This window comes from Paenibacillus sp. J5C2022, from assembly GCF_025567625.1.
In the GTDB taxonomy this organism is placed as follows: domain Bacteria; phylum Bacillota; class Bacilli; order Paenibacillales; family Paenibacillaceae; genus Pristimantibacillus.
Map to the genome: position 1 here is coordinate 301284 of NZ_JAOQJC010000001.1, position 16146 is coordinate 317429.

The following is a 16146-nucleotide window of genomic DNA, read 5'->3' on the forward strand; positions in this document are numbered from 1 at the left end:
ATTCGTATGAGGAGGCCATCATCATGAAATCGGTTATTCGGCTACTTGCCGTTGCCTTGCTGCTGCATCTGGCGCTCGGCTGCAGCGGCACGCCGGTTAAGGCAGGCATTGTAACAGCCTATGCTGCGCCCAAAGATTTGCCGGTCCATTTGCGGGCAGAGGAATTTGCCGTCACGGCCGGCGGCAAACCGATCGATTTGTACAATGGCGGTTTGAACAGCTGGAACAATCCGGTCATATTCGGCTCATTCGATATGACCGGCGGTCCGGTGGAGGTAACGATTTTGCCACGCGACAGCTTCAATACCTATACGCTGCTGCCGCGCTCACTGGAACTCAAGAGCAAGCAAGAAGAGAAAGCGATTACATTCACGTTGGAGGAAGCAGCGAATGTAACGCTTGTTCTCGACGACGACTTCCAGGGAACAGTGCTGCATCTGTTCGCCCAGAAGGAAGAGAGCGATATACCAGACCCTTCAGATTCTAAAGTCGTCTATTTTGGCCCGGGTTATCACGATCTCGGCGGTTACGGCGGCAAGCCGGTCATGCTGGAATCCGGGCAGACGCTCTACATTGCAGGCGGTGCGGTCGTACGGGGACGCGTGAGGGCGAGCAACGTATCGGATATAACGATCCGGGGGCGGGGCATTTTGTATAACGATTATACGACCAATGACGAGCATGGCAATGTAACGCTGGCGCTCAGCTATGTGACCAATTCCAAAGTGCAGGATATTATTGTCAATAACGACACTGCGAACTGGACATCGGCCCTGCATGGCAGCAGCTTTGTCGAGGTACTGAACTATAAAGGGGTCAGTCCGCGATTTGCCAGCAGCGACGGTTTTGATATTAACAGCAGCCATGACATTATTTTTGACGGCACCTTCATCCATTCCGCCGACGATGCTGTAGCGATCAAAGGGCTGTCGGAGGAAAAAGAGGCTGCCAAGGCATTGCCGATCTATAACATTACATATCAAAATGCCCAGCTCTGGTCGGATGCCAACAATGCTATCGGGATTGGCGCGGAAACAGTTGCCGCCTATTTTAAAAACATCACGTTCCGCAATATCGATGTCCTGTACAATTTTGATGACCGCAACAATCCGGATGTGCTGCCTGACCGTTCCGCCATTAATATTTTTTCTTTGAATGCTACTCACTTCAGTGATATTACCTTTGAAGATATTCGGGTGGAAAAGGCGAAGCGGCTCATCAATATTCAAATGGACACGACCTTCTACTTCGGCGCGCTGCTTGGCAGCTGGGTAGAGGACGGCTCGATGAGCAACATTACGTACTCGAATATTACGTCATATTCCGATGGCACGAATGAAATTAAAGTAGCCGGATGGGATGAAAAGCATCTCATTTCAGACGTCATATTCAAAAATATCAACATTAACGGAAAAAAATTAATAAATATAGATGATCCGCATTTCACCATAAACAAGTATACTGCCAACATAAACGTCCAATAGAGGAGAGCGAGCCATCATGATGAAAAAGCTGATGTTGACGCTGCTGACCGCAGCGCTTGTTATGCCATTGCTTGTTTTCGGTTCAGAAGGAACGGCTCATGCAACAGGAAGTGTCACGGTTTACCCGACCCCTGCTAATTTGCCTGCTGCATACAAGTCGGCGGATTTTACCGTCACCGCGCAAGGCAGTCAGGTAGCGGCATATAATGCCGGCAGCAACAGCTGGGGCAATAATGTCAGCTATGGCAGTTTTGAAATGACAGGCAGCGTAAGCGTATCCATTACACCGAATTTCAATTATTCGTCCTATCGGCTCGTTCCCCGCTCGTTGGGGCTGAATGTGACAAGAAGCGGCAACACCATTACGTTCACGCTGAATGAGCCGTCTCATGTCACGCTAATTCTGGATGACAATTATCAGGGCAAGGTGCTTCATCTGTTCGCCGACGGGCCGGATACGAACATCCCTAGCGAGAATGATCCGAATGTGATTTACTATGGTCCAGGCTATCATGATCTGACAGGCAGCGGCGCTTCGCCGATTATGTTGGACTCCAATAAAACGCTGTATATCGCGCCAGGCGCAATTGTCCGCGGCCGAGTCCGGGCTTATAATGCTTCAAATGTGACGATTCGCGGGCGGGGGATTTTGCTCAACGATACGACGCCGAACGATGCTCACGGGAATATTACGTTGGCGCTTAATTTCGTTAACCAGGCCACAATCAAGGATGTTATCGTCAACAACAATACGGCGAACTGGACGTCTGCCGTCCATGGGAGCGAATTTGTCAATGTGACGAACTACAAGGGTGTGAGCCCGAAATTCGCCAGCAGTGACGGCTTCGATATTAACAGCAGCCACGATATTACGTTTAACGGGAGCTTTATTCGCTCGGCCGATGATTCCATAGCGATCAAAGGATTGTCGGATGAGACGGAGCCGGCCCTAGCGCTGCCGATCTACAACATTGCTTTTTTCGATACGCAGCTGTGGTCGGATGCCAATAACGCAATTGGCATTGGCGCCGAAACGGTAGCCTCTTATGTGAAAAACATCCATTTTCAGAACATAGATATTTTATACAATTTCGATGACCGCAATCATCCTGATGTTTTGCCGGATCGTTCTGCGATTAATATCTTTGCGCTTGAAGCCACTCATTTCAGCGACATTACATTTGAAGACATTCGGGTGGAAAAGGCGAAACGGCTTATTAATGTTCAAATGGACACCTCGTTTTATTTTGGAGCCTTGCATGGCAATTGGTCCTGGCCGGGTGAAATGAAGAACATCACTTATAAAAATATTACGTCTTACTCCGATGGAACAAATGAAATCAAACTGGCCGGATGGGACAACCAGCATCAGATCTCCAATGTCATGTTCGACAACATCAACATCAATGGCACAGTCGTTCAGGACTTTAACGATCCGCACTTTAATATGAATAGCTATGTCAATCGCATTGAAGTGAAGGCGCCGGGAGGCCTTGCGGCAAAGAGCCGCCTCCAGGCGGCTGAAGACTATGCAACCGTTCAAGGGAATCAGGGCTGGCGATACCGAGTACTGCCTGGTGGCGGAACGGCCGCCGATATGAGCTGGAACCCGGACAGCAGCAACCATTGGCGCGGCATGAGCACGTTTGACGCGATTTGGAGCGACAACGGCAACTTTTATCTGCATCCGGACAATAACAATCAGGTAGCTCTGGAGTGGCAGGCGGCGCGGCCGGGGACGGTACGTTTAACTGGAGTGGCGAGCAAGCTGGTTGCAACAGGCGGCGACGGTGTGAAGGTGAGCATTTGGAAAAATGGCACGATGATCTGGCCGGCGGACGGACAGTGGCAGACGATCGCCTATAATGATACGGCAGGGGTGAGTCACCAAGTGTCAACTACGGTGGCGGCAGGCGACAAAATATCCTTCCGCGTCGATCAGAACGGGAACAGTTCCTATGACAGCACGTCGTGGAATCCGGAAATCAATTACGAATTCAACAATGTGTTCAATGCGGCCTGGGATATGGGACATCTGCAAGGAAATCACGGGTGGTACTACCGGGTTTGGCGCAGCGGTATCGGCACAACCAATATGAACTGGAACCCTGACGGTTCCAATCACTGGCGCGGACCGGGGGCGTTCGATGCGATCTGGAACGGCTCGGGCAACATGTATCTTCATCCGGACAACAGTCAGGCGATGCTGGAATGGCAAGCGCCGAAAGCTGGCACTGTGCGGGTGAAAGGCCAGGTCAGGAAGGCGGATACGACCGGGGGCGACGGCGTCAATGTGAGCATCTGGAAAAACGGCACGATGGTTTGGCCGGCGGACGGACAGTGGCAAACGATCGCGGCGCAAGACGGAACAGGCGTAGCACATGATTTTACCTTGCAGCTTACGCAAGATGATACGCTCTCCTTCCGCGTAGACCAACGGGCTAATTCAGGCTATGACTCTACGGCGTGGAACCCGGTGATCAGGTATTAGGAGGCTGGATGCATATGTTCAAACTAGAAAACATTGAATCAAACGATGAATTACTAAAAACAGCGGATATTCAAATCCGAGATCCATTCATTTTGCCGGTAGCAGAACAACGCTGCTATTACATGTATGGGACAACGGACAAAGAGCCTTGGGGTGGCAAGGCGACGGGCTTCGACGCTTACCGCAGCCGGGACCTGCGGCATTGGGAAGGGCCGTTCCCGGTTTTTCGCCCTGCAGCGGATTTCTGGGCTGATGAAAACTTCTGGGCACCGGAGGTTCACTTCTACAAGGAGCGCTATTATATGTTCGCCAGCTTTAAGGCGGAATTACGCTGCCGGGTTACGCAGCTTCTTGTGGCGGATAGTCCGCTTGGGCCATTCCAGCCGTTGACGAATGAGCCGCTCACACCATTCGGCTGGGAATGTCTGGATGGAACGCTTTATGAGGATGCGAAAGGTACGCCTTGGATCGTCTATTGTCGGGAATGGCTGCAAACAACCGATGGCGAAATATATGCCCAGCCGTTGCAGCCGGACTTGAAGGCAACGGCTGGTGAGCCAATCAAGCTGTTTTCGGCAACTGAAGCACCATGGGTATGTGAGACGAAATACAAAGGCAGCTCCGGTTATGTTACGGACGGACCTTATTTGTTCCGTTCACCGCAAAATGAGCTATGGATGCTATGGTCGAGCCACGGTAAGGAGGGGTATGCGATTGGGCTGGCCAAATCAGCCTCCAACGATATTCGGGGACCGTGGATACAGGAAAGCGAGCCGTTCTTTCGCAAGGATGGAGGGCATGGCATGCTGTTCCGAACGTTTGAGGGACAGTGGCGGCTCAGCCTGCACCAGCCGAATACAAGCCCGCTGGAACGGGCAGTATTCTTGAATGTCCAATGGGTTAATGATGAACCGAAAATAAAACACGAAACATCCATATTGGGGGAAAGCAACGATGAGTGATCCGTTTTTATATACCATTGATAACGTGCAGCTGCGTATTTTTCCGGCGCCGGAGGAAATTGGCTTCGCTGCTGCTGAGGCCCGGTTGGCTGTGCAGGGTAACGACGCCTACGGTGCCGACCCGGATGGTCTTGTGCTGTCGCGGGACTGGCAACTATCGGCGGGCGGCCATGAGATTCCGGTCTATGCAGTCCCGGTGACGAGCGGCGGGCCGCTGTCGTTTGCTTCTTTCGAGTATGTTGCGGGTACGGAAGCGGTTGTGCTCAAGGCGAAAAGCAAACGGCCAGTACATCGTGCTCAGATTCGTCCGGTTGTTCTTGGAGTTGTGGCAGAAGTATTAGAGGATGAAGTGCGGATTCCAATTCGCGGACCCGGCAAATACATCGTGGAGACGAATGACGAGATGGAGCGGCCGCTCTTTATTATGGTGCATGCTTCCGAGGAGAATGTTCCGGCGGCAGGCAATGCCAATGTCATCTATTACGGGCCGGGCCTGCATGTAGTCAGCACGCTGGAGTTGTATTCCGGCCAGACGGTGTACATAGCCGGCGGTGCGGTGCTGAGGGTAATGGTGCCGGAAGGGGAAGTGCCGGATGTGGAGAGCGACTGGGCGGGCAAGAAGCTGTACCGGGATACTTTTGTAGCCCAACATGCAGCGGATATTGCCATTCGCGGACGCGGCATCGTTGATCTGTCTATGCTGGACTGGCATGCCCGCAAGGCGGCTTTGGTTCAGAACTGTGAGCGCGTACGCATCGAAGGCATTACTTGTGTCGGCACTTCACATTGGACCATCCATTTGTCACAATCCAAAGATTGTATCATCCGAGACCTGATGTTGATTGGTTACCGCGAGAATAGTGATGGAATCGATATTGTCAACAGTGAGCGCGTGCGCGTTGATAATTGTCTTATTCGTACCGGGGATGATGCGGTTGTAGTCAAGGCAATGGCCGCACCGCCTGCACTGGGAGGCAGAGATATTCGAGTGTACAACTGCACCGTATGGAACGATAAAGTCCGCTGCTTCGGCATTACGGGAGAGACGCGAACGGACATTTCCGGCGTTGTGTTCGAAAATTGCGATGTCGTGCACAGCCGGGCTATCTGGACCGAGGAGTTGGGCTCGCTTTGCATCATTGTTGGCGATTCAGGTACGATTGATAATATCCGTTTTGAAAATATGCGGATCGAGGACGAACAGCGATATGCAATGGTTTGTCTTATTTTTAAGGACCGCTGGTCGGTAGATCAGGCGGCAGGACGTATTCGCAATATCGTTTTCCGCAACATTCAAATTCCGGAAGGTGTGCCATCCTTGTTCCATGGTTTTGACAATCGGCATCTCGTAGAGCAGGTAGTTGTCGAAGGACTATTCGTGGACGGCCAGCCGGTCGAGCATATCGCGCAAGCGAATTTCTGTATGAATAATTTTGTGAACAATATTTACGTCTCATCAGGCAGCGAAGTTCGATGAGCGCAGCTTGAGGAGATAGAAAGAACGGAAGAGACTGTCCGCGTGCGGACAGTCTCTTCCGTTTTTCGTTCTTGTTTTGCTGCCGATTGAAAAATCCGGAATTATATATCGATCGCGTAGTTGATAGCTACTCGAATCTTCAACTCGAATCTTCAATAGTTGACAAAACGACAAGGAAGAACAGTACGCAGCACATTCATCTTGCAGCGCGTTAGGGGTTAAAATAGCAGCTGAAATAAGAAATATGAACAAGAAGAGAGGAAGCCCCTATGAGATTGCATGAAAATTGGAAAATACAATCATTCGATGTTGGGCAAATGCGAGATTTGGAGGTGGCCGGTCCCGGCTTCAGCCATCATTTCTGGATACCGGCACAAGTACCGGGCGATGTTCATTCTGCACTTATTGACAACCAAATTATCGAGCATCCCTTCTTCGGCCATAATGATATGAAATGCCGGTGGGTCGAGCAGAAAGTATGGTGGTATAAGACTGATTTTCAATTCGATGAAGAAGTGGAGCGGGATGAGTGGGTCGAGCTTGTCTTTGAGGGGTTGGATACGTATGCCACCGTTTATTTGAACGGTATGGAGCTGGGAAAGGCAGACAATATGTTCCTGTCCTATACGTATGATGTAACCCGCGAGCTTCGCCGGGGCAAGAACACGCTTGCCGTCAAATTTGATCCGGTACAGCAGCATGTGCAAGGCAAGGATTGCAGCCATTGGGCCGGATTCAACAGCGAACGGACCTGGATGCGCAAGGCGCAGATGAATTTCGGATGGGATTGGGGGCCGCGGCTGGTAACTGTCGGGATCTGGAAAGATGTGCGGCTGACGAAGAGAAATCACGCTAAAATCGCGAACGTGTTCGCCAGGACGAATCAATTGAAAGCCGGGCAAGCCACCGTCCAGATTGATATAGAGGTGGACTCCCCTTATGTAACGGAGCCGATGGAAGCAGAGGCGCTGCTGCAACGCGGCGATCAATGTTACTATGTGAGAGGAAGGATTGAGGAGCCAGCCGGCAGCCTGCAGCTGCAGGTGGATCGACCCGCATTATGGTGGACGCATGATTTGGGAGAGCCGAATTTGTACGAGCTTCATGTTAAGCTATTGCGGCACGGAGAAGTATTGGACGAGTATCATACATCATTCGGCATTCGGACAGTGGAGGTAAGCTGCCGGGATGAGAATGAACAGCCCGAATTCGCTTTTATATTGAACGGCGTGAAGCTATTTGCCAAAGGTGTCAATTGGATTCCGGTGGACAGCTTTTTTGCCTCTGCTTCGGATTCGACATATACTCATTTAATCGATTTGTCCAAATCTGCGAATATGAATATGATTCGGGTATGGGGCGGCGGCATATACGAACGCGATATTTTCTATGCGTATTGCGATCAGCAAGGATTGCTAGTATGGCAAGACTTTATGTTCGCTTGTGCGTTGTACCCGGACTATAACCGCGATTTCATGGCTAGTGTTCGCGAGGAAGTGACACAGACTGTCAAGCGTCTGCGCAATCATCCATCAATTGCAATCTGGTGCGGCAATAATGAGAACGATTGGATCTATGAGAAGCGATATTCGACGGGCGAGATCAAGACCCCGTTCTATGGAGAGAAAATCTATCATCAACTTATGCCGAAATTAATGCATTCGCTCGACAGCTCCAGATTTTATTGGCCAAGCTCCCCGTTCGGGGGCAACGACCATAATTCGGCGGAAGAAGGCGATCGCCACAATTGGCAAGTATGGCACGGCTATCTCGAGCCGAGACGGTTCGGTGAGATTCCGGTCATCGATTATAGCATCAATGGCGTTTCCTTCAAAAACTACAAGAAAGATATGACGTTATTTTCCAGCGAATTCGGCATGCATGCGGCGGCAAACCGCCATACACTGGAAAGCAGCATGCCTGCCGACAAATTTTATTGGCTGAGCAACGAAATGGCTTACCGCAACAAGGATGCCCACCAGCCCAAAGGGATTTTGCTTATGGAAGGCTACACAGGCATCCCGAATGATATTGATGAGTATGTTGATTTCTCCATGCTGACTCAAGCTGAGGGATTGAAGACAGCGGTCGAGCATTATCGCCGTCGCAAGCCTCGTACAAGCGGTGCGCTTATATGGCAGCTGAATGACTGCTGGCCGGGCACAAGCTGGTCCATGATTGATTACAGCTTGCTGCCGAAAGCCTCTTATTATTACGCCCGAAAGTTTTTTCATCCGCTGCTGCTCACAATGAATTGTGAGCCAAACCGAGACTTGGAATTATTCGTGGTCAATGATACGCTGGAGCTCTTCCGGGATGAGCTTGAACTAAGATTATACGATTTTCATGGACGGTTATTGGCTAGTCAGCTGTGGACAGCAGCCGTCAAGGCAAATTCGAGCGAGCGCATTGCGCTTATCGAGAGGGCATGGATCGGGGATGCCGCGCCGGATGAAATTGTGCTGCAGCTGTCTTCCAAGTCAGGGCTAGCGGAGTCCAATATGTATTATTTGTGCGATCAGAAGGATCTGCGGCTGCCTGAAGCCAAGCTAGAGGTAGCGATTGATGAAGCAAGAGGAGCCATCACGATAACAACCGACAAGCTGGCGCGTTTTGTCAACATACAGATTCCTTGCCGGCACGCCGTTCCCGAAGATAACTTCTTCGATATGATGCCGAACACCTCACGGACTATTCCGATCCGTCACCTGGACGGTGGCCGGATTCCTTATTCCAAGTTGAAGGTGAAAGCGCTGAACAGCCGATCGACTTCTTATTCACCCGTTCGTTGCGAATGATGCGACAAATGGACAACAAGGATAGGACCAGTGTTCATTCAGCCTGCGCGAATAGTACAGTACGATGAAGAAGCATCTTAATACACAATGACTATGGAGGGTCGAACAATGAAGAAATCAATCGTTGCTGCATTAGTTATAGTGATGGTGTTATCCGCACTTGCGGGCTGTTCCGGTGGAGGACAGGAGAAGCCGTCGAATAATGCCCCTGATTCATCCTCATCGGACAAAGAGTCACCTGTTTCGAAAAAAGAGATCAGAATCTCCTGGTGGGGTTCGCAAAGCCGGCATGATTTAACGATGAAAGCACTGGATTTATTTATGGAGAAAAATCCGGATATTAAAGTTACGGCGGAGTTCTCCGGATGGGACGGTTATTGGGATAAGCTAAATGTGCAGACAAGCGGTGGCAACGCCCCCGACTTGATGCAAATGCATTTGAGCTATCTAAGCAATTACGTGACCCGGGGATTAGTGGCCGATCTTAGCGCTGCCATGGACTATTCTGATGTGGCAGAATCCTCACTTGCAATTGGTAAGCATGAAGGGGGCTTGTATGCCATTCCGGCTGGATTGAACAGCTATGTTATGATGTACAATCCGGCGCTCTATGAGAAGGCGGGTATAACGATTGACGGCCGTCTGACCTGGGATGAATTTACGGCGAATACGAAGCAGGTGGCTGAGAAGCTGGGAGACGGCTTTTATGGCAGCGAAGACTTCAGCACAGAGTTTGGCGGGTTTTTCGAGTATTTCGTTCGTCAGAAGGGCGAGAATTTATATGACGGCAACCAGCTTGGCTTTACAGAAGAAACGCTCGCTGCTTGGTTCCAGTATTGGACCGACTTGAGAACGGAAGGCGTTATACCGGATGCGCAGCTGGCCAATTCTTATTCACTTGCAGAATATGAGAAGACGCTGCTCGTAACAGGCAAAGGCCCTGTCAAGGTGGATGGCAGCAATCAGATCGGGACATACGAGAAGCTGGCGAACCAGCCGTTCGAAATGATGCTGTATCCGACGATGGATGGAGGCCAGGAGGGCCATGCTTTGTCCGCCGGCATTCTATGGTCCATCAATGCGGACAGCAAGCACCCGGAAGAAGTAAAGAAGCTGCTTGATTTTCTGACCCATGATCCTGAAGCTGCCGATATATTGGGAGCGACCAGAGGCGTTCCGATTTCTTCGAATATCAGAGAACGGCTGAGCGCCTCCTTGAACGACGCGGATCGGAAGCAGTTCAATATTATTGATGAGCTGTCAGCCGTAGCCCGTCCATTGAACAGCAACATTTCGCCGAAGGGATCGGCAGAGGTAAAGGAATTGTTCGAGAATACGGCGCAGAGCGTACAGTTCGGAGAAATGGCGCCGGATGCCGCGGCCAAGAAGTTCGTGAAGGAAGCAAATGATATTTTAAGCAAGCAAAGCGATTAAAGCAGACATTGCTCATTATGCAAGCATAAATGAACAGATATAGAAACGGCGATCGTCCTTAGGCGGCGTGAGCCGTTTCTATTTTTAAAACACCGGGAGGAATGGTAATGGAATCATCAACTTTTAGAAGAAATGCGGTCGCATATATGTTTCTGTTGCCTTGGCTGCTGGGATTATTCGCATTTGTGGTCGGACCGATGATCAGCTCGCTGTACTTGTCTTTCACCAAGTATGATATTGTCTCTCCCGCGCAGTGGATCGGCATCGCGAATTTTAAAGAAATATTCGGTCAGGACATGCGATTCTTGAAAGCGTTAAAGGCTACGTTTATCTTTGTATTCACATCCGTTCCCCTTAAACTGGCCTTCGCATTATTCGTGGCTATTCTGTTGAATCGGAGCATCCGATCCATTGGGTTGTACAGAAGTGTGTTTTACTTGCCTTCATTGCTAGGCGGAAGCGTGGCGATTGCGGTTGTATGGAAGAGGATATTCAGTCAGGACGGCTTTGTGAATACAGTGCTCGGCTGGTTTCATATCGAGGGCCAGATTTGGATCGCTTCTCCGACATTTGCGATTTATACAATCGTTATTTTGGCGGTATGGCAGTTTGGCTCGCCAATGATTATATTTCTGGCGGGATTGAAGCAAATACCGGAGCATTTGTATGAAGCCTCCTCTATAGACGGGGCTACGAAACGTCAGCAGTTCCTTAAGATTACGCTGCCGATGCTTTCGCCGGTTATTTTCTTCAATCTGGTATTGCAAACTATAAACGGCTTTATGGTGTTTACTCAAGGCTATATCATTACGAAGGGCGGACCGCTGGATTCAACGCTTCTATATACGATCTATTTGTACGAGAAAGGATTCAAGTTTTTTCAGATGGGGTATGCCAGCGCATTGTCATGGATTTTGCTGGTTATTGTAGGCGTTTTCACAGCCATTATCTTTATGACCTCGAAGCACTGGATTTATTATGAATCGGAAGGAGGGGCTGCGAAATGATGAGGTTGGGGAACAGAATGGAACATCGAATTGGATTTGAAGGAGGCATCAGCGCCAGCTTGCGGAAGTTGTTCGTCCATATGCTGATGATTACAGCATGTATGATGATGATCTATCCGCTAATCTGGATGGTTTTCAGTTCCTTTAAGCCGGTGCATGAAATTTTTGCCGCTTCTTTGCTGCCGAAGGAATGGAGTTTGCAGAATTACAGCTCTGGATGGCTTGCCATTCCGAATGTGCAATTCGGCCAGTTTTTCATCAATTCTACGATCGTTAGCGGACTTGTCGTTATCGGCAATGTTCTCTCGGCATCTCTCGTCGGCTTTGCTTTCTCAAGACTGCGATTTGCGCTGCAGTCGTTCTGGTTTGTCGTGATGATGATGACGATGATGCTCCCTTATCAGGTTGTGCTAATTCCACAGTATGTGATCTTCCACCAATTGAATTGGATTGACACGTATTTGCCGATTACGATTCCGCATTTTTTAGGCGGCACCCCGTTTTTTATTTTTCTGTTCATTCAGTTCTTTCGCGGCATTCCGCGTGACATGGATGAAGCGGCCATCATCGACGGCTGCAACACATTCGCTATCTACTACCGCATTCTTATGCCGCTTTGCGTGCCGGCTATCGTAACAACGGTAATTTTCAGCTTTATATGGACGTGGGATGATTTCTTCAGCCAGCTACTTTACATTAACAGCATTGCCAAATATACCGTTCCATTAGGACTGCGTTTGTTCATCGACAGCTCGAGCGAGAATCAATGGGGACAAATGCTGGCGATGTCGGTGCTGTCCCTGCTGCCTACATTTGGCCTCTTTCTCGCTTGCCAAAAGTATTTTGTACAGGGAATCTCGACCACTGGACTAAAAGGATAAGGCAGATTACTCTAATAGGAAAGGGGGAGCTATGAACTGGAGAATTAGACCGTTGCTGCTGTTTGTATTTGCCGTATTTTTTGTTGGCATTTTCACTGTTATGGCCATCGTTACTTATACGAGTGTATCTCGGATCGTCATCCAGGCGACAACAGAGTCGAAGCTGGAATTGCTGACGGAGACGAACAAGCAATTGACCTCCCGGCTGGGAGATACCGAAGCGTTAGCCGTTTCGATCGCATCGAACAAGCTCTTGACCGACGCGCTTAGCGAAGAAGCGTCGCAACTGTATCCGTTAATTGAGAAACGGCGCGATCTTAACAAAATGATCAACAGTTATTTGTATTCCAGAGCTTATGTTAGCAGTATATTTGTCTATGGCATTCATTACGAAGATGTACCTTCTCAGAACGGTGACCGGGTGCTTCCTTTATCGAGCTTCGAGCTAGCTGAACAGCTGAAGAATTCCGACGCCCTGTGGAGCGGCAAAAGGAACAACCCGCACCGCCAATTTTATGATGATGAGGTCATTACGTACGTATCCAAAATTTACGCTCGTTCCGGAACGTTTCTAGGCTATTTGGAAATTAACTTGAAACCGTCTTTTCTTTCTGATGTATTCTACGATAATACGCCTAATCCGCGTGATTTGCTGGTTATGGATAGCGGGGGAAACATAGTGGCATCGGGAAATACCGAACTGTTTTCTTATGAAGCTTACCGGCAGGCGGACTGGATTAGGCAATTGGGTACAATTGAAGCGAAGGGGTACCGGAAAATATATGTGGGAGAATCTGCTTACTTAATCACATTCTCTTCGCCGAATGATATCAGATGGCGAGTGATCGAAGTGATGTCATACGATAAAATATTGGCTCAAGTCGTGCAAATACGCAATATCGTCTTGCTAATAGGTCTGATCGGACTTCTTGTTTCCATAGTCATTGCTGTTTACTTATCCCGTAAAATAACGGGACCGATCTCGAAACTGCTGATTGCCTTTAAGTATTTGGAGCAGGGCAATATGGACTACAGGCTTCCGGAAGCACATCAGATCTCAGAGTTGAAACGATTGTTTATTAGCTTTAATCACTCTTCGGAGCGGTTGAAAAATGTAATTGAATCATTGGATGACGAGCATAAAGCAAAGCGTGAAGCGGAGCTGAAGGTGCTGCAAAGTCAAATCAACCCTCATTTCTTGTACAATACGCTCGATATGATCAATTGGATGGCGGCTAAGCAGGGAGCTCATGACGCCAGCGTCATGACAGCAAAGCTGGCCCGCTTGTTTCGGATCAGCTTGAGCAAAGGACAGCCGTTTATTTTGCTTAAGGAAGAGCTGGAGCATGGAAGGATATACTCGGAAATTCATCAGAAGCGCTTCAAAGACCGGCTACGTGTTGTCGAAAGGGTAAACCCGGCTATTAAAGGGATGTACGTGCCTAAATTTATCGTTCAGCCGTTTATTGAAAATGCGATCATTCATGCCTTTCAAGATTTCGACAAGCAAGAACGGATCATTGCGATATCCGGTGATTGCAATGATGACGGTATGTTAAGCCTCATAATCGAGGATAACGGCAGGGGGCTTCCCGCCAACTGGCAAGATGTGACGCATAGGAGCCACCTTCCTTCACCGGACGGAGGAGGCGGTTACGGCATTGACAATGTTAGACAAAGAATTCAATTGTATTTCGGTGAAAAGTATGGCGTTCAGCTTGCCAAGTCTTCGTTAGGCGGTGTAAAAGTTGTCATCACTATGCGTTGCTTGCAAAGCACAGAACAATTAGAACAGCTATTGCGAAAAGGCGGGGGTACGAGTGAATATATTGCTGGTCGAAGATGAGGAATACGTTCTCGATGGAATTGTGGAGATGATTGACTGGCCAGCGATTGGCATCAGTCAGGTTCGCACTGCTTGCAACGGTGAGGAAGCGTGGCAGAAGGTCAATGAGTCGAAGCCTGACGTTGTTCTGACGGATGTCATGATGCCCAGGATGAATGGGCTGGAGCTTGCCGCAAAAATAAAATCGCTGGATGAGCAGATTCCTATTATTATATTGAGCGGTTATGATGATTTTGAATATGCGAGAGAAGCGGTTAAGCTGAACATTCATCGTTATATTCTTAAGCCAATGGTATATACGGAAATTCAGGAGGTACTGGTCGAAGTTGTTGAAGAGATGAAGGCGGTGCAGCGAAGCGTCGAGCTTTCGGAACAATTCCAGCAGATGCTGCGCCACAGCCTGCCCGTTCTTCAAGAACAGTTTTTGCTGGAATGCATCACCTCCTCCAAACAATCGTATGAGATTACGGATAATGTAAAACAGTTTTACGGATTTGACGAAGCGTTATTTCGAGGCGGACTCGTTATGAGCGTGCAGCTTTATCGACTGGATGGGGAGAAGACATCTTCGGAATCTGACTGGCAGCTATTCAAATTCAGCGCGATGAATATTTCGAAAGAGATTATGGCGAAGTTTGACCGGGGGTTCGTGCTGCCTTATAGCAAGAACCGTCTGCCGATCTTGGTATGCGGTGAAGAGAGTGCACCTACTAGGGAGAAAGCCAGTCAGGCAGCGCAAGAGATCATGAGAAACATTCACCATTATTTGGGGCTTGAAGTGAATATTGGCGTGGGAAGCTGGTACAATGAGGTTCATGATTACCCCGCATCGCGGCGTGAATCTTGCAAAATACTGCAGCTGTGCGATTTGGAAGGCTATCAGCAAATAATGGACTTTCAGCAAATTGAGGAGCAGCAGGATCATTCGGTCGAACGGCTGGACTATTTGAAGGAACGGGCAGGCTCATTGATTCAGGGGTTGCTTGGCAGAAATAAGCAGGAGGTAGGTTCCCATTGGCGCGCTATTGAGGATTATCTGTCAAATTCCAGTCATGATTTAATGTTCGTTAGAATGACCTGCATGGCATTGATTAGCGATATAGGTGTAAAATTGCTCAAATTCGATCCCTTATTGGTAGAGAGCGAGCAGCAGACGGACATGATGCAGCAGATCTTAAGAGGCAGCGAGGAGAAGATTGTACGTGATACCTATCGGTATATCGAATGTTTATGTGAGCTGATTCAAAGTAAATATTCCAATGACAACGAGAACGAATATATTCGAAAAACCAAAAACTACGTGGAACATCATTATGCAACGGCTGTATCTTTTGCTGACATAGCCCGTGAGCTGCATGTATCCAGGCAGTATTTAAGCTCATTGTTCAAGAGAGAGACCGGCATTACATTTATTGAATATTTAAGACAGTTCCGGGTACAAAAAGCAGTTGCATTGCTGCTGCAGAGAAAGTATAAAGCTTATGAAGTTGGAGAAATGGTCGGTTATCCCGAGCCGGCATATTTCAGCAAAGTATTCAAGAAAATTACCGGACAAACATTAAACGAATTTATGATTATGAATGAGTCGAGTTAAGACCCTTAGAGATTGATGTTGAAATCGGAAAACAGTATTTAATTATTTATAGTAACTATAAATACAAGAAAACGGTTTTATATTCAATTAAAGAGTAAGCTTAATTCGGTTGTGAGGCAATTAGTATTCACGATTCATATTACAACTTGACGGCAGCCGACTGTGATCGGCT

10 protein-coding genes are annotated in these 16146 nt (G+C 48.7%); all 10 read left to right on the forward strand.

All coding sequences use genetic code 11. From position 1 onward, the window contains the following. Positions 1-23 precede the first annotated feature (23 nt). The 10 genes from M6D81_RS01420 to M6D81_RS01465 all read left to right on the forward strand — a co-directional run bounded on the left by M6D81_RS01420 (position 24) and on the right by M6D81_RS01465 (position 15974). The gene (locus M6D81_RS01420) at positions 24-1484 is read left to right on the forward strand and encodes a glycosyl hydrolase family 28 protein (RefSeq protein WP_262674993.1); all 1461 of its coding nucleotides are present in this window, start codon (positions 24-26) and stop codon (positions 1482-1484) included. Between the two features lie 16 nt (positions 1485-1500). Continuing rightward, positions 1501-3975 carry a glycosyl hydrolase family 28 protein gene (locus tag M6D81_RS01425; protein ID WP_262674994.1) on the forward strand — a complete coding sequence of 825 codons (2475 nt, stop codon included), beginning with the start codon at positions 1501-1503 and terminating at the stop codon, positions 3973-3975. Between the two features lie 14 nt (positions 3976-3989). Continuing rightward, positions 3990-4937 carry a glycoside hydrolase family 43 protein gene (locus tag M6D81_RS01430; protein ID WP_262674995.1) on the forward strand — a complete coding sequence of 316 codons (948 nt, stop codon included), beginning with the start codon at positions 3990-3992 and terminating at the stop codon, positions 4935-4937. Further along, positions 4930-6414 (forward strand): glycosyl hydrolase family 28 protein, encoded by a 1485-nt coding sequence (locus M6D81_RS01435; RefSeq protein ID WP_262674996.1) that lies wholly within the window; start codon positions 4930-4932, stop codon positions 6412-6414. Before M6D81_RS01430 ends, M6D81_RS01435 begins: the two co-directional genes overlap by 8 nt. 269 nt (positions 6415-6683) lie before the next feature. Continuing rightward, positions 6684-9212 (forward strand): beta-mannosidase, encoded by a 2529-nt coding sequence (locus M6D81_RS01440; protein ID WP_262674997.1) that lies wholly within the window; start codon positions 6684-6686, stop codon positions 9210-9212. A gap of 108 nt (positions 9213-9320) precedes the next feature. Then, complete coding sequence (locus tag M6D81_RS01445; RefSeq protein WP_262674998.1) at positions 9321-10646, forward strand: ABC transporter substrate-binding protein; 1326 nt, start codon at positions 9321-9323, stop codon at positions 10644-10646. 107 nt (positions 10647-10753) lie between these two features. After that, a complete protein-coding gene (locus M6D81_RS01450; RefSeq protein WP_262674999.1) occupies positions 10754-11653 on the forward strand; it encodes a carbohydrate ABC transporter permease in 900 nt (299 codons plus the stop codon). Continuing rightward, on the forward strand, positions 11650-12534 hold the full coding sequence (locus M6D81_RS01455; protein ID WP_262675000.1) for a carbohydrate ABC transporter permease: 885 nt from the start codon (positions 11650-11652) through the stop codon (positions 12532-12534). Before M6D81_RS01450 ends, M6D81_RS01455 begins: the two co-directional genes overlap by 4 nt. A 31-nt stretch (positions 12535-12565) precedes the next feature. Continuing rightward, positions 12566-14380, forward strand: coding sequence for a cache domain-containing sensor histidine kinase (locus M6D81_RS01460; RefSeq protein ID WP_262675001.1), 1815 nt, complete (start codon positions 12566-12568; stop codon positions 14378-14380). Beyond that, on the forward strand, positions 14355-15974 hold the full coding sequence (locus M6D81_RS01465; RefSeq protein WP_262675002.1) for a response regulator transcription factor: 1620 nt from the start codon (positions 14355-14357) through the stop codon (positions 15972-15974). The genes M6D81_RS01460 and M6D81_RS01465 overlap by 26 nt, the downstream gene beginning before the upstream one ends. The last annotated feature ends 172 nt before the right edge of the window (positions 15975-16146 follow it).

Bases quoted from the DNA above. Each gene is read 5' to 3' on its own strand.
- M6D81_RS01460 (WP_262675001.1), top strand. From the start codon at position 12,566: ATGAACTGGAGAATTAGACCGTTGCTGCTGTTTGTATTTGCCGTATTT.
- M6D81_RS01450 (WP_262674999.1), top strand. From the start codon at position 10,754: ATGGAATCATCAACTTTTAGAAGAAATGCGGTCGCATATATGTTTCTG.
- M6D81_RS01455 (WP_262675000.1), top strand. From the start codon at position 11,650: ATGATGAGGTTGGGGAACAGAATGGAACATCGAATTGGATTTGAAGGA.
- M6D81_RS01430 (WP_262674995.1), top strand. From the start codon at position 3,990: ATGTTCAAACTAGAAAACATTGAATCAAACGATGAATTACTAAAAACA.
- M6D81_RS01425 (WP_262674994.1), top strand. From the start codon at position 1,501: ATGATGAAAAAGCTGATGTTGACGCTGCTGACCGCAGCGCTTGTTATG.
- M6D81_RS01435 (WP_262674996.1), top strand. From the start codon at position 4,930: ATGAGTGATCCGTTTTTATATACCATTGATAACGTGCAGCTGCGTATT.
- M6D81_RS01420 (WP_262674993.1), top strand. From the start codon at position 24: ATGAAATCGGTTATTCGGCTACTTGCCGTTGCCTTGCTGCTGCATCTG.
- M6D81_RS01445 (WP_262674998.1), top strand. From the start codon at position 9,321: ATGAAGAAATCAATCGTTGCTGCATTAGTTATAGTGATGGTGTTATCC.
- M6D81_RS01440 (WP_262674997.1), top strand. From the start codon at position 6,684: ATGAGATTGCATGAAAATTGGAAAATACAATCATTCGATGTTGGGCAA.